We start from the raw sequence: 13,660 nt of genomic DNA, 5'->3' as shown, positions 1-13,660 counted from the left end.
AGACCGGTCAGTCGGTGCCCTTCGAGCACGTCTGCTCGGCGGCGCTCTGCCCGGTGATCGTGGAGGGCAGCGCCGTCGGCTTCCGGGTCGCGGCGGTCCCCGGCGAGCGCGACGCCTGGCCCGCTGCCCGGCTGCTGCTCGGCGACGGGGTGTCGGCGGGTCGCTCCGCGGCGGGCGCGCGGGACGCCGACGGCGCCTGCACCGCGCCTCGGCCGATGGCACCGGAGGCGACCCGGGTCCGCTGGTCCTGCTGCAGTGCCACGTTCAGGCTGTGCGCCGCGGCCTGGTCGACCACGACGCGGTTGCTGTCCTCCGGGTCGGCATCGGTCGGGTACTGCACCAGGAGCATGTGGGCGGTGTCCGTGTTGCGGACGGCTGCCGCGAGGGCGACGAGGGTGCGGGTGTCGTTCAGCCCCTCCGACAGGGCCATGTTCGAGGTCGCAGCCTTCGCGAACCGGTACAGGGTGATCGGGTTGCCGAGCGCGCCGTCGCTGGTGAGCTTGCGCAGCATCGCGGAGAGGAACACCTGCTGGTTGCTGATGCGGGCGATGTCGCTGCCGTCGTCGACGCCGTGGCGCGTCCGCAGGAAGCCGAGCGCCTCCTTGCCCTGCAGCGGGACCTCGCCGGCGGGCAGGTCGAGGAAGCTGCCGTCGTGGATCGGTTTCGCGATGCAGACGGTGACGCCGCCGAGGGCGTTGCTCATGGCGGTGACGCCGTCGAAGGTGATGAGTCCCGCGTACGGGATGCTCAGCCCGGTCAGGTTCTCGACGGTCTGCACGACGCAGGCGACGCCGCCGTTCGGGCCGCCCCGGAGGAGCGCTGAGTTGAACATCGCCTTGCTCTCGGCCGGGCTCGACGTGCCGGCGTCCGGGTCCGCGCAGGACGGGATCGGCACCATCGCGTCGCGGGGGAAGGACACCACCGTCACCTGGGAGTGGTCCTCGCTGAGGTGCACGAGCATCGTGACGTCGTTGCGTGCTCCGTCGGCGTCCTGTTCCTCCGCCCGCTGCCCGACACGGGTGTCCGACCCGATCAGCAGGATGTTCGCGCCGCCCTTGATCGCGTTGATGTCCTGGCTCCGCGCCTGCCCCTCGTCCGACGGACTGAGCGAGATGGTCGTGATGTCGTCCTTGACGTCCCGCGCGGCGATGGCACCGACGCTGCCGACACTGACGACCGCGACCACGGCGGCCGTGCCGATCAGCCCCGCGAGCGTCGCGAGTGGTCGGCGCCGCCGCAGCTTGCCGTGCCGCGCGATCCCCCGCGCGCTCCGCCGTCCACCTGGTCGTCGGCCCTCGTCGGTCATGACTGCTCCCCCTCCGGAGTCTCCTCGACGCTAGTGGCCCTGCGACGAACGCTCACCTCGGATGTGCTGGGGGTTCCTTCAGGGTCGGTTCACGGGGCTGTCAGGCGCTCGCGCAGACGGGTGCGCAGGGCGTCGTCGGCCCCGATGACCGCGAAGGCGCCGTCGACGTCGGCGGCGACGTCCTCGACGATCGGGGCGGTCTGCGCGATCCACCGGTCCACCTCGTCCTGCCCCCACGTGGCCTGCCGGTCGTGGGTCGGCGCGTGGGAGTTCGCTCCCGCCATCGCCCGGACCGACTCCGCGTAGTCCGCGGCGACCGCCTCGGGCGCCACGCCGGCGTTGCCGAGGAGCAGGGCGCTGACCATGCCGGTGCGGTCCCGGCCGGCACTGCAGTGCACGAGCACGCCGGACGGGGCGTCGGCGATCGCGGTGAGCGCGCCGAGGACGAGCTGCGGCAGGATGCGGAAGTTGTGCCGCCAGTACTCCGGCGAGTCGAGGATCGGGAAGCAGACCTCGCGGAACTCGGGGTCGTCCTGGTCCTCGGTCGGGGCGTTCACGATCCGCACGCCCTCGGACGCTCCGTCTGCGACGACCGGGTCGCCGTCGCGGGCACCCACCTCGTCCGCGCACCGGAGGTCGACGACCCCGGCGAGACCCCAGCCGCGGGCGTCCCGCCAGCCCTGCTCGGTGAGGAACTCGCGACGCGGTCCCCGGGCGATCCGGCCCGGCACCGTCGCCCCCGTCGGTGAGGCGGACGTCGGCAGCCCGCCGAGGTCACGCGCGTTCAGGTACCCGTCCCAGTCGAGGTTCCGCATCGGGACACCCTAGGTCACGGCCGTCCGGCACCGGGGTGTCACCGCGCGACGATGCCCAGCGTGCCGACGAAGGGGACGACGCCGACCGCTGCGGACAGTGCGGCGAACCAGATCGCGGGCGTCCTGCCCCGCAGCCCGCGCAGGCCGATCGCCGCGACGAGCGCCCCGACCGCGAACGGGAACGTGCCGAGGGTCGCGTAGACCGGCCACGAGACCGGTGCCCAGGACGCCGCGCTCTCGCCCGACGACCCGATCGAGACCAGCGAGCCGGCGACGACGAGTCCGACCTCGACGACCGGCGGCAGGCCGATCGCCACGTCACGCACCACTCGGCGGTGCCGCTGCCCCCGCTGCCCCCGCTGCACCATGCGCCGAGGGTAGCGGTCACCGGTGGGCGGTACCCGTCGTGACCGCACCCCCAGCCGCCCGTGCCAGGGTCGATCCGTGCTGAACACCTCCACCGTCGTCATCGCCGGCTGCGGCGACCTCGGAGCCGAGGCCGGCCTGCGGTTCGCCGGGCAGGGCCACCGCGTGCTCGGGCTCCGTCGCCGCGCCGAGCTGGTCCCCGCCCCGATCACCGGACGGAGCGTCGACCTGCGCCACGAGGTCCCGGACGTCCCCGCCGACACCAGCGTCGTCGTCGTGGCGTTCGCGGCCCGCTCGCGGGACGTCGACGAGTACCGGGCGACCTACGTCGACGGCCTGCGGAACGTGCTCGACGGCATCGACGCGTCGGCGGCCGACCCCCGCCTGCTCGTCGTGTCGTCGACCGCGGTGTACGACGTCGACGACGGCAGCATCGTCACCGAGGACACCCCCGCGCACGCCGGCGCCCCGACCGCCGGGGTGCTGGTCGAGGCCGAGGCACTCCTGCGCGAGCGCGCTCCCGGTGCCGTGCTCGTCCGGCTCTCCGGCGTCTACGGGCCCGGACGCGAGCGCCTGGTCGACCAGGTCCGCTCGGGCTCGGCGCGGCTCGCCCCCGGCACCTCGCCGCACACGAACCGCATCCACCGCGACGACGCCGCCGCCGCGCTGGTGCACCTGGCGGGCCTGCCCGACCCCGCACCGCTCTACCTCGGCACGGACGACGAACCGGTCCGCCTGGACGACGTGCTGCGGTTCCTCGCCGACGAGCTCGGGGTCCGGGAACCGGTGGTCGGCGACGGCGGGGCACGGCAGGCCGGCGGCGACAAGCGGCTGTCGAACGCGCTGCTCCGGTCGACCGGGTGGACGCCGCGGTTCCCGACGTTCCGCGAGGGCTACCGCGCCGTGCTCGCGGGCGAGGGCACCCGCCACCCGTAGTCGTCCGGCACCGGCACGGGCACCGGCCTCAGTGGAACCGGTGGTCCTGGATCGTGAGTCGCGGACCGAACGCCGGCTTGCGGAAACCCGAGCCGCCGATGAGCCGGACGATGCGCTCCCGGTGCCCCGACCACGGTTCGAGCAGCTCGAGCATGCCGTCGTCGTCGACCGGCGCCCCGGTCAGCGCCCACCCGACCAGTGCCGGCACGTGGAAGTCGCCGACGCTCGGCGAGTCCGGGTCGCCGTGGGATCGCTGCGCGGTCTCGGCGGCGGTCCACCGGCCGATCCCGGGCACCGACTGCAGCCGCGCGGACACGACCGCGCCGCCGCGGCCGAGCGCGAGCGTCCGCTCGAGCGCCGGCGCGACCCGCACCGCGCGCATGACGGTGGCGGAGCGCCCGGGCTCGATGCCGGCGCGGTGCCACTCCCAGCTCGGGATCGCCGCCCACTCCTCGGCGGTCGGCGGCACGGCCATGCCGTCGGGCGCGGGACCGGGAGCGGGGGTGCCGTGGCGCCGGAGCAGGTACCGCCAGGCGCGCCAGGCCTGCCGCGAGGTCACCTTCTGCTCCATGATCGCCGGCACGAGCATCGCGACGACGGTGTTCGTGCGGAGCAGGCGGAGCCCGGGCTGCCGGTGGCGGGCGGCCGCCAGGAACGCGTGCCCGGAGACGTCGAGGTCGGACCAGTCGTCGCCGCGTCCGAGCAGGTCCGGGGCGTGCTCGACCGCCCACGCGGACCCGGCGCCCCACGCGGACACCGCGATCGTGCCGCCGGCCTGCCGGATCGCCACGGACGCCGGGCCCCGCGGCGTGCGGAGCGCGAGCCAGACGACGGGCCCGACCACCTGGAAGGCGGGGTCGCCGGTGCCGCGCTGCAGGGGCCGCAGGGTCGACGCGACGTCCACCGGGCCTCCCGGCCGGTACACGGTGTCGACGCGGGTCGCGTCGTCGGACGCACCGGCCGGCGTCGGACCGGACGCACCGGACGGGGCGGAAGCGAGCAGGGACACACCGGGATGGTAATCCGCAACCACCGTCAGTCATGATGGGGACGTCCCCGCACCCGACGACGGAGTTCCCCATGCGCATCGGCATCCTCACCTCCGGAGGCGACTGCCCCGGCCTGAACGCGGTCATCCGCGCGATCGTCCTGAAGGGCATCGCCATCTACGGACACGACTTCGTCGGCTTCCGGGACGGCTGGCGCGGCGTCGTCGACGGCGACATCGTCCCGCTCGGTCGCAAGGACATCCAGGGCATCGCGAAGCAGGGCGGCACCATCCTCGGCACGAGCCGCACGAACCCCTTCGAGGGCGAGCACGGCGGGGTCGAGAACATCGAACGCACCCTGGAGCGGCACGGCATCGACGCCATCGTCGCGATCGGCGGCGAGGGCACCCTGGCCGCTGCGAAGCGCCTGAGCGACGCGGGACTCAAGATCGTCGGCGTGCCGAAGACCGTGGACAACGACCTCGGCGCCACCGACTACACGTTCGGCTTCGACACCGCCGTCGCGATCGCGACCGAGGCGATGGACCGCCTGCGCACCACCGGCGACTCCCACTCGCGCTGCATGGTCGCCGAGGTGATGGGCCGGCACGTCGGGTGGATCGCGCTGCACTCCGGCATGGCCGCCGGCGCGCACGCCATCCTCATCCCGGAGCAGAAGACGAGCATGGAGCAGATCGCGAAGTGGGTGCGCGCCGCCTACGACCGTGGTCGCGCGCCGCTCGTCGTGGTCGCCGAGGGCTTCGTGCCGGACCACGAGGACAACGCGCACACCGAGCGCGGTCTGGACGCCTTCGGCCGTCCGCGGCTCGGCGGCATCGGCGAGCGCCTCGCGCCGCTCATCGAGGAGATGACGGGCATCGAGACCCGCGCGACGACCCTGGGCCACATCCAGCGCGGCGGGACGCCGACCGCGTACGACCGCGTGCTGTCGACGCGGCTCGGCCTGGCGGCCATCGACTCGGTGGTCGAGGAGCGCTGGGGCCGGATGGTCGCCCTGAAGGGCACGGACATCGTGCACGTGTCGTTCGACGAGGCGCTCGGCGAACTGAAGACGGTGCCGCAGGCGCGCTTCGACGAAGCCGCCATCATGTTCGGGTGAACACTGCCGGATGAGCGCTGCCGGGTGAACGCTGCCGGGTGGCACGGCGCGCCGTCACCCGACCGGGAGGCCCGGGGTAGCGTCCGGCGCATGACCCGCGCCGTCCTCGTGTCCAGTGCCGCCCCGCCCACCGTCACCGACGTCGACCTGCCCGAGCCGACCGAGGGCGAGGCCCTCGTCGACGTCTCGTACTCGAGCGTCAACTACAAGGACGGACTGGCCCTGGCCGGGGACCCCGGGGTCGCCCGCCTCGACCCGCTCGTGCCGGGCATCGACGTCGTGGGCACCGTCTCGGCGCTCGGGCCCGGGGTGCACGAGGTCGCGATCGGCGACCGGGTGGTGGTGACCGGCGCCGGTCTCGGCGAGCGCCGGCACGGCGGGTGGGCGCGGCGGGCGGTCGTGCCGTCGGGGTCCGCGGTCGTGCTGCCGGACACGATCGACGACGCCTTCGCGGCCGCCATCGGCACCGCGGGCTTCACGGCGATGCTCAGCGTCCTCGCGCTCGAACGGTTCGTCGCGCCGGAGGACGGACCCGTGCTCGTGACGGGCGCGTCCGGGGGCGTGGGGACGGTGGCGATCGCGCTGCTCACGGCACGGGGGTACCGGGTGACCGCGTCGACCGGCCGACCGGCGAACGCGGAGTCCCTGCGGCGGCTCGGCGCGGTCGACGTCGTCGACCGCGCGACCCTGTCCGAGCCGGGTCGGCCGATGCAACGCACGGTGTGGGCGGGGGCGGTCGACAGCGTGGGCGGCACGACGCTGGCGAACGTGCTCGCCTCGACGCAGTACGGCGGCGCCGTGACGGCGTGCGGGCTGGCGCAGGACGCCGCCCTGTCGACGACGGTGCTGCCGTTCATCCTGCGCGGGGTGTCGCTGCTCGGCATCGACTCGGTGCAGGCGCCGCTCGCGCTGCGGCGCCGGGCGTGGGAGCGCCTGGCGACCGACCTCGACTCGGGGCTGCTCGCCGGGGTCACCCGCACCGTCTCGCCGGACGAAGCGATCACGATCGGGGCCGAGGTCGTGGCCGGGCGCGTGCACGGGCGCACGGTCGTCGCGATGCAGTGAACCGGTGTGCCAGCATTTCACAAACGCTTGCCATTTGACACGTTAGGATTCCAGCGTCGAGTCCCAGGCACGAGGAGATGGCATGCCGGTCCCCAAGTCGACGGTGGAGAACTCACCGCGGAAGCTGTTGCGCGACGTCGTCTACGAGAAGATGCTCGCCGCCCTGCGCGACGGCACCCTGCAGCACGGTGAACGCCTCAACGACGACGAGCTGGTCCAGTGGCTCGGTGTCAGTCGCACGCCCATCCGCGAGGCCATCGCGAAGCTCGTCGACATCGGCCTGGTCGAGATGGAGGCGAACCGCTACACGCGCGTCGCCACCCCGACCTTCGACGACTGGGTGACCGCCACCCGCGCCATGACCGGGTTCTTCGAGCTCAGCCTGCGCTGGGGCGTCCCCGAGTACGCCGACGAGGACGTGGAGGCCCTGTCCGCGCTGCTCGACAAGGCCGACGCAGCACGCAAGGTGCGGGACTACGGCTTCAGCGGCGCCGTCACCGACGTCATCGAGTTCGCCGTCGCGCACTCCGGCAACCCGCTCGTGCAGAACGCGGCGGTCGGGGCGATCGAACGCGTGCGGTTCACGCTGAACCCGACCCCGCCGTTCGAGCAGTACGGCTCCGAGGCGTTCTTCTCGATCCTGCGCGACGCGCTGGACGAGCGCGACGGCGAGACCGCCGCCGAGGCCGGGCGTGCCCTGACCCGCAACTTCGAGCAGCACATCGAGGCGGTCCGCGCCGACCGCGGCTGACCCCGGTGGACGGCGAGTGGGGTGACCCGTGGGCGTCGCGCAACGACGACGCCTACGCCGCCCTGCTCGCGCACGTCCGCTCGGGGCCGCCCGGCCCGGTGACGCTCGACGTCGACCACCTCGGGTGGGACTGGGGCATGCCGGCCGCCCGGGTGCGATCGGCAGCGCTGCGCCTCGAAGACCTCGGCATCGTGACCCGTGGGGCCGGCGGCTCGTGGGAGTACGCAGTCCTGTCAGACGCGGACCTGTCGGACGCCTTCGACGCGTGGGTCGCGCTGTTCGGTCCGGCCGTCCGCGCCACGACCACCGTGCTCACCCCCCACCTGCGCGACGAGCTCGACCGGCTCGTCGCCGCCGCCGAACGGACCGCGGCGCTCCGGCTCCCCGACTTCCCGACCGCGTTCTCCGCATCGGTGCAGTTCTGGTTCACCCGGTGCCCGGACACGCTCCTCCGGGACCTCGGTACCCGCGCCTACGAACGCCTGCGGTGGGCCCGGGTGCCGACCGTGCCGTGGTCGGTGCACGACCTGCACGGATGGTCGCGCACGGTCGCGAGGGTGGCGGCCACCGGCGATCCGGACGATGCGACCGCCGCCGCCGAGCGCATGGAGGGCCTGATCGAGAGCCACCGTCGACACCTCGGGATCGTGCGCACGACCGACCGGGAGCCGCTCCCTGCCGGACCCCACCCGAGCGTGCTCGACCGTGGCCTCCTCCGTCACCTGCGATCAGGAGCGCTGCCGACGGGTTCGACCCACACCGTCGCGGGACTGGTCGCGCTGACGGGCGCCCGGCCGGACGACGTGCTCGACACCCTCCGGTGGCTGGTCGACCTGGGCCTCGTCGTCGACGCCCCGGGCGGCGTCCGCGTCGCTGCGCCGTCGATCGACACCTGGCGGGAGGCGATGGAACTGCTCACCGGCGTCTTCGGGAACGCTGCCCTCCACGTGCTCCCCGACCTGCGGGAGCCGGCGCTCGAGGAGTTCCTCCGCCTGGTCGACCGCGCGCGGGACGACGGCCACGTGCGGGACCACCGCTACACCGAGAGCGCCTTCGCCGTCACCCGGTTCCTGTCCGAACAGACCGAGAACCGGTGGGTCCGCGAGGCCCTGCGCCTCGCGATGGCCCGGCTCGCCTACGCGCTGCCGGAGGCACCGCCGTTCCGCCAGTGGGAGACCGACGCCCTGTGGATGGCACTCGAGGCGGCAGCCGGCCGCGGAGACGTCCGGGCAGCCAGGGCCGCGGGCCGCGAGTTCACCGACGTCGCCCGGGCCCACATCGACGACGTCACCACGCGGTACGGCACGATGGGGACGTGACCGACGTCCTCATCCACGCCACCGGGGTCCGCGTCACGCGCTCCGGCCGCGACCTGCTGCACGACATCGACCTGACCGTCCGACGCGGCGAGCACTGGGCGCTGCTCGGCCCGAACGGTGCCGGCAAGTCCACGCTGCTCGCCGTGCTCGGCGCGACCGCGCACCCGACCGCCGGGCACGTCGAGGTGCTCGGCAGCCGGCTCGGCCGCACCGACGTCCGGGAACTCCGGCAGCGCATCGGGCACGTCGATCCCCGCCACCGGATGCTCTCGCCGCTCACCGTGTTCGAGACCGTCCTGACCGGCCTGACCGGGACGACGGACCTGATGCTGCGGTGGGAGCCGTCCGCCGAGCAGCTCGCACGGGCCGAGCAGCACGTGGCGGACGTCGGGCTCGCCGCTCGCCGTGACGCCCGCTGGCCGGTGCTCTCGCAGGGCGAGCGCGGTCGGGCCCTCATCGCCCGTGCGCTCATGGCGGAGCCGCAGCTCCTGCTGCTCGACGAACCCGCCACCGGCCTCGACGTCGCCGCGCGCGAGCACCTGCTCGAGACCGTCGACGCGCTCCGGCAGCGGCACCCCCAGCTCGGCAGCGTCATGGTGACCCACCACCTCGAGGACCTGCCCGCGTCGACGTCGCACGCCGTGCTGCTGCGCGACGGTGCCGCGGTGGCACAGGGCACGTCGGACGAGGTCATCACGTCGTCGGCGGTGTCGCACGCGTTCGACTTCCCGCTCGCCATCGTGCGCTCGGAGGGGCGCTGGGCCGCCCGCCGCGCCGCCTAGGGGTGCAGGCCCCCGGCCGGCCGCACCGCAACGGAGCACGTGCCTCGGCTGCGTGCTTGAATGGGCCTTCAGGTGTCCGCGGCCCGTGTCGGGGAGGGCTCCGGCACCGCAGCAGGTGCGTCGCCGCGGGCCGCGATCCAGGGGGAACCACCATGTCGAACACGCCGCCGTCCCACCCGGGGTCGGACCCGCAGCCGGATCCGCAGCAGCAGCCCGGGTACGGACAGCAGCAGCCCGGCCACGGCCAGCAGCCGGACGGGCAGCAGCCCGGCGCGCAGCAGCCCGGCTACGGCCAGCAGCCGGACGGGCAGCAGCCCGGCACGCAGCAACCCGGCTTCGGACAGCAGCAGCCCGGCCAGTACCCGGACCAGCAGCCGGCGTACGGCCAGCAGCCCGGTCAGCAGCCGGGCTACGGCCAGCAGCCGGGTCAGCAGCCCGGCTACGGCCAGCAGCCCGGACAGCCGCCGTACGGACCGGGTGCCGGCGCTGCGCCGTACGCCCCGCCGCCCAAGCAGTCGCGGGGCAAGCGGGTCCTCATCTCGGTCCTCGGTGTCGTCGTCTTCCTGGCCGTCGGGTTCGGCGTCCGACAGGGGCTGCACGCTGCGTTCGACGACTCCACCGAGGAGACCGTGTCGAAGGCCGTCGCGCAGATCCGCGAGGACACGAAGCTGCCGCAGCAGGTCGACTCGGTGACCACCTGGACCGGTGTCGAGGCCGAGGGCACCGCGATCCACTACGACTACACGGTGTCGTCGAGCGTCGACCCCGCATCGCTCAGCGAGAGCGCGCTCCGCGACTCGCTCGGGGACACGGTCTGCACGAACAGCGACACGAAGAAGCTGTTCGCCGAGGACATCGACGTGCGCTTCAGCTACTCCTTCGAGGGCTCGTCGAAGAAGCTCGACGTGTCCTTCACGAAGTCCGACTGCGACTGAACGACGACGCCCCCGTGACCGACGGAGACGTCGGGCACGGGGGCGTCCCCTTGTTCGGATCCGCGGCTACGCCGTGGCGGCGGCAGCGGCCTTCGCGGCGGCGGGCAGCGCGTCGAGCACGCGGCCCACGGCCCGGTCGTCGTGCGCAGCCGTGACGAACCACGCCTCGAACACGCTCGGCGGCAGGGTGACCCCGGCGTCGAGCATGGCGTGGAAGAACGGCGCGTAGCGGAAGACGTCCTGCGCCCGCACGTCGTCGTAGTTCCGCGGTGCCTGCTCGGTGAACGCGAACGAGAACAGGTTGCCGGCGTGCTGCACGGTGTGGGCCACGCCCTCGGCGGACAGCGCCTCGCTCGTCGCGGTGGCGATGGTCGAGGCCGTGCGGTCGAGGTGCTCGTAGACCTCGGCGGTGGCGGCGCGGAGCGTCGCGGTGCCGGCGGCGACGGCGAGCGGGTTCCCGGACAGCGTGCCCGCCTGGTACACCGGGCCGAGCGGGGCGAGGAAGTCCATGACCTCGCGTCGGCCGCCGAGCGCGGCGAGCGGCATGCCGCCGCCGATGACCTTGCCGAACGTGATGATGTCGGGCTTCCACCCGGCACCGTCGGGGACGACCTTCGACGCCTCAAGGCCCCACCAGCCGGCGGAGCCGACGCGGAACCCGGTCAGGACCTCGTCGACGATGAGCAGCGCGCCGTGCGACTGCGTGATCTGCGCCAGCGCCCGGTTGAAGCCGCGCTCCGGGGCGAGCACGCCCATGTTCGCGGCGGCCGACTCGACGATGACGGCGGCGATGCGCTCGGAGTGCTCGTCGAACGCCCGGCGCACCGCGTCGAGGTCGTTGTACGGCAGCACGAGCGTCTGCGCGGCGGTCTCGGCGGTGATGCCCGCGCTGCCCGGCATCGCCAGGGTCGCGACGCCCGAGCCGGCCTCGGCCAGCAGGGAGTCCGAGTGGCCGTGGTAGTGCCCGGCGAACTTCACGAGCAGGTCGCGGCCGGTGTAGCCGCGGGCGAGCCGGATCGCGGTCATCGTGGCCTCGGTGCCGGTCGACACCATGCGGAGCTTCTCGATCGGGCCGTCGCCGTCCACCGACACCCGCTGCTTCACGAGCTCGGCCAGCTCGGTCTCGCCCGGCGTCGACGCCCCGAAGGACAGCCCGCGCGCGGCGGCCTGCTGCACGGCCTCGACCGTGCCGGGGTGGGCGTGCCCGAGGATCGCGGGGCCCCACGACGCGACGAGGTCGACGTACTCGCGACCCTCGGCGTCGGTGACGTAGGCGCCCTTCGCCGACACGAGGAAGCGCGGGGTGCCGCCGACCGAACCGTAGGCACGGACCGGCGAGTTCACGCCGCCGGGGATCGCGTTCTTCGCGCGGCCGAACAGCTGGTCGTTCGAGGTCATTCGGGGGCCTTCCCGGTCGAGGCGATGCCGGCGACGGCCGCGGTGCTGCCCGAGGTGCGGAGGCCCGCTTCCTCGTTGAGCTTCCGCGCGACGTCGACGGCGAAGTAGGTCAGGATCGCGTCGGCACCGGCGCGCTTGATGCCGACGAGCGACTCCATCGCGGCGGCGTCGCGGTCGATCCACCCGTTCTGCGCTGCTGCGGTGATCATCGCGTACTCGCCGGAGATCTGGTACGCCCAGACCGGCACGGGCGAGGTCGCTGCGGTCTCCGCGAGCACGTCGAGGTAGCTCATCGCGGGCTTCACCATCACGATGTCGGCGCCCTCGTCGACGTCGAGCGCGACCTCGCGGAGGCCCTGGCGACCGTTCGCGGCGTCGATCTGGTACGTCCGGCGGTCGCCGACGAGTGACGACGAGACGGCTTCGCGGAAGGGACCGTAGAACGCCGATGCGTACTTGGCGGCGTAGGCGAGCAGCGCGGTGCCGCTGTGCCCGGCGACGTCGAGGGCGTCGCGCGCGGCGGCGATCTGGCCGTCCATCATGCCGCTCATGCAGACGAGCTCGGCGCCGGCCTCGGCCTGGGCGACCGCCATGTCGCGGTAGCGCAGCAGGGTGGCGTCGTTGTCGACCGAGCCGTCGGACGCCAGAACCCCGCAGTGCCCGTGGTCGGTGAACTCGTCGAGGCACAGGTCGGACTGCACGACCAACGCGTCGCCGACCTCTTCCTTCGCCACGCGGATCGCCACGTTGAGGATGCCGTCCGGGTCGGTGGCGCCGGAGCCCTCGGCGTCCTTCGTGGTGGGGACGCCGAACAGGTTCACGCCGCCGACCCCGACCTCTGCAGCGGACACGAGGGCGCGGCGGAACGAGTCGAGGGAGTGCTGCTGCACGCCCGGCATGCTCGAGATGTCGACGGCGTCGGTCGCGCCCTCGCGGATGAACATCGGCAGCACGAGCTCGGCGGGGTGGAGCCGGGTCTCGGCCACCAGCCGTCGCATCGCGGGGGTGGCGCGGAGTCGACGGGGGCGGACCTGGGGGAAACGACCGGTCACGGGTGACCTTCCTGGTGTGGGGTGGTGGGGTTCAGGGCCTCGACGACGGCGTCGAGCAGGGCTTCTGCGGACCGCGTGGGTCCGACGACGTGGACCGGCAGCCCGGCCGCGCGCGCTTCGGCGGCGGTCCCGGGGCCGATGCAGGCCACGAGGGTGTGCGGGGCGAGCGGGGTCATCCGGCGGGCGATCTCGCGGGCGACGCTGCCGCTCGTCACGAGCACCGCGTCGGGCGTCGCGTCGAGGACGACCGGCTCGTCGCCGGTCCCCACGGTACGGTACGCCACCACGTCGTCGACGTCGATGCCGCGGGCGCGGAGCCCGTCGACCAGGGTGGGTGCGGCGATCTCCGACCGCGGGAACAGGACCGTGCCGTCGGTGTCCGGGAACGCCGCGACGAGGCCGGCAGCGGACGACTCCGGCGGGACCAGGTCGACGACCCACCCGGCAGCACGCGCGGCCCGGGCGGTCGGCGTGCCGACCGCGGCGACCCGGACACCGGCCGGGAGGCCCGCCACGCGTCCGGCGAGCACCCGCACGGCCGTCGCACTGGTCACCACCACCCACGCGTACCCGGCCGCGCGTGTCCGCGCGCCGACCGCGGGTGGCGATCCGGGCCTCCCCACCGTGTCGGCCAAGCGGCGGACCGCCGCGTCGAACGCGGACGGGTCCGACGGCGGCGCGTCGGTGATGAGCGGGACGACCACGGGGGCGAGGCCGCGGTCGCGCGCCTCGTCGGCGACGCGCGCACCCCACGCACCGCCGCGCGGGACGAGCACGACCGGGGGTCGCGCCGCGTTCCGGACGGTGGTGGTGGGGTGCGTGGTGA

General features: G+C 74.0%; 14 protein-coding genes. 7 read left to right on the top strand and 7 right to left on the bottom strand.

Going from position 1 to position 13,660, the window contains the following annotated elements; translation table 11 throughout:
• Positions 1-7: 7 nt before the first annotated feature.
• The 3 genes from BIU97_RS10660 to BIU97_RS10650 all read right to left on the bottom strand — a co-directional run bounded on the left by BIU97_RS10660 (position 8) and on the right by BIU97_RS10650 (position 2,489).
• Positions 8-1,306: an LCP family protein gene (locus tag BIU97_RS10660; RefSeq protein ID WP_071297612.1), complete on the bottom strand. Its 1,299-nt coding sequence runs from the start codon at positions 1,304-1,306 to the stop codon at positions 8-10.
• Positions 1,307-1,395: 89 nt separating this feature from the next.
• Positions 1,396-2,121: a tyrosine-protein phosphatase gene (locus tag BIU97_RS10655; RefSeq protein WP_071297611.1), complete on the bottom strand. Its 726-nt coding sequence runs from the start codon at positions 2,119-2,121 to the stop codon at positions 1,396-1,398.
• Between the two features lie 38 nt (positions 2,122-2,159).
• On the bottom strand, positions 2,160-2,489 hold the full coding sequence (locus BIU97_RS10650; RefSeq protein ID WP_139195995.1) for a hypothetical protein: 330 nt from the start codon (positions 2,487-2,489) through the stop codon (positions 2,160-2,162).
• Positions 2,490-2,565: 76 nt separating this feature from the next.
• Between BIU97_RS10650 and BIU97_RS10645 the strand changes: the two genes are divergently transcribed.
• Complete coding sequence (locus tag BIU97_RS10645) at positions 2,566-3,423, top strand: NAD-dependent epimerase/dehydratase family protein (protein WP_071297609.1); 858 nt, start codon at positions 2,566-2,568, stop codon at positions 3,421-3,423.
• A gap of 28 nt (positions 3,424-3,451) precedes the next feature.
• On the opposite strand, the gene BIU97_RS10640 is transcribed toward BIU97_RS10645, so the two are convergent.
• Positions 3,452-4,432 (bottom strand): DNA-3-methyladenine glycosylase family protein, encoded by a 981-nt coding sequence (locus BIU97_RS10640; RefSeq protein ID WP_175472084.1) that lies wholly within the window; start codon positions 4,430-4,432, stop codon positions 3,452-3,454.
• Between the two features lie 71 nt (positions 4,433-4,503).
• Between BIU97_RS10640 and BIU97_RS10635 the strand changes: the two genes are divergently transcribed.
• The 6 genes from BIU97_RS10635 (at position 4,504) to BIU97_RS18080 (ending at position 10,384) form a co-directional block, all read left to right on the top strand.
• Positions 4,504-5,532 carry a 6-phosphofructokinase gene (locus BIU97_RS10635; protein ID WP_071297727.1) on the top strand — a complete coding sequence of 343 codons (1,029 nt, stop codon included), beginning with the start codon at positions 4,504-4,506 and terminating at the stop codon, positions 5,530-5,532.
• Between the two features lie 90 nt (positions 5,533-5,622).
• Positions 5,623-6,597, top strand: a complete 975-nt coding sequence (locus BIU97_RS10630; protein ID WP_071297608.1) for an MDR family oxidoreductase — start codon at positions 5,623-5,625, stop codon at positions 6,595-6,597.
• An 82-nt stretch (positions 6,598-6,679) separates the two neighbouring features.
• Complete coding sequence (locus BIU97_RS10625; RefSeq protein WP_071297607.1) at positions 6,680-7,348, top strand: GntR family transcriptional regulator; 669 nt, start codon at positions 6,680-6,682, stop codon at positions 7,346-7,348.
• Positions 7,349-7,353: 5 nt separating this feature from the next.
• Positions 7,354-8,667 carry a hypothetical protein gene (locus BIU97_RS10620; RefSeq protein ID WP_071297606.1) on the top strand — a complete coding sequence of 438 codons (1,314 nt, stop codon included), beginning with the start codon at positions 7,354-7,356 and terminating at the stop codon, positions 8,665-8,667.
• Positions 8,664-9,449 carry an ABC transporter ATP-binding protein gene (locus BIU97_RS10615; protein WP_071297605.1) on the top strand — a complete coding sequence of 262 codons (786 nt, stop codon included), beginning with the start codon at positions 8,664-8,666 and terminating at the stop codon, positions 9,447-9,449. The genes BIU97_RS10620 and BIU97_RS10615 overlap by 4 nt, the downstream gene beginning before the upstream one ends.
• Before the next feature lie 152 nt (positions 9,450-9,601).
• The gene (locus BIU97_RS18080) at positions 9,602-10,384 is read left to right on the top strand and encodes a hypothetical protein (RefSeq protein ID WP_071297604.1); all 783 of its coding nucleotides are present in this window, start codon (positions 9,602-9,604) and stop codon (positions 10,382-10,384) included.
• 66 nt (positions 10,385-10,450) lie between these two features.
• Here BIU97_RS18080 and hemL read toward each other — a convergent pair whose 3' ends face one another.
• Genes hemL through BIU97_RS10595 form a run of 3 tightly spaced genes read right to left on the bottom strand, consistent with a single transcriptional unit; the run spans position 10,451 to position 13,610 of the window.
• The gene (gene hemL / locus BIU97_RS10605) at positions 10,451-11,782 is read right to left on the bottom strand and encodes a glutamate-1-semialdehyde 2,1-aminomutase (protein ID WP_071297603.1); all 1,332 of its coding nucleotides are present in this window, start codon (positions 11,780-11,782) and stop codon (positions 10,451-10,453) included.
• Entirely contained in the window at positions 11,779-12,834 is a 1,056-nt protein-coding gene (gene hemB / locus BIU97_RS10600) for a porphobilinogen synthase (protein WP_302846702.1), read from the bottom strand. Before hemB ends, hemL begins: the two co-directional genes overlap by 4 nt.
• Complete coding sequence (locus BIU97_RS10595; RefSeq protein WP_071297602.1) at positions 12,831-13,610, bottom strand: uroporphyrinogen-III synthase; 780 nt, start codon at positions 13,608-13,610, stop codon at positions 12,831-12,833. Before BIU97_RS10595 ends, hemB begins: the two co-directional genes overlap by 4 nt.
• Between the last annotated feature and the right edge of the window lie 50 nt (positions 13,611-13,660).

The sequence above is a fragment of the Curtobacterium sp. MCBA15_009 genome, from assembly GCF_001864895.1.
Classification (GTDB): domain Bacteria; phylum Actinomycetota; class Actinomycetes; order Actinomycetales; family Microbacteriaceae; genus Curtobacterium.
This window is presented reverse-complemented; position numbering and strand designations above follow the sequence as displayed.

Coding starts and splice junctions, on each gene's coding strand:
- BIU97_RS10660 (WP_071297612.1), bottom strand. CDS start 1,306: ATGACCGACGAGGGCCGACGACCAGGTGGACGGCGGAGCGCGCGGGGG.
- BIU97_RS10655 (WP_071297611.1), bottom strand. CDS start 2,121: ATGCGGAACCTCGACTGGGACGGGTACCTGAACGCGCGTGACCTCGGC.
- BIU97_RS10650 (WP_139195995.1), bottom strand. CDS start 2,489: ATGGTGCAGCGGGGGCAGCGGGGGCAGCGGCACCGCCGAGTGGTGCGT.
- BIU97_RS10635 (WP_071297727.1), top strand. CDS start 4,504: ATGCGCATCGGCATCCTCACCTCCGGAGGCGACTGCCCCGGCCTGAAC.
- BIU97_RS10630 (WP_071297608.1), top strand. CDS start 5,623: ATGACCCGCGCCGTCCTCGTGTCCAGTGCCGCCCCGCCCACCGTCACC.
- BIU97_RS10625 (WP_071297607.1), top strand. CDS start 6,680: ATGCCGGTCCCCAAGTCGACGGTGGAGAACTCACCGCGGAAGCTGTTG.
- BIU97_RS18080 (WP_071297604.1), top strand. CDS start 9,602: ATGTCGAACACGCCGCCGTCCCACCCGGGGTCGGACCCGCAGCCGGAT.
- hemL (WP_071297603.1), bottom strand. CDS start 11,782: ATGACCTCGAACGACCAGCTGTTCGGCCGCGCGAAGAACGCGATCCCC.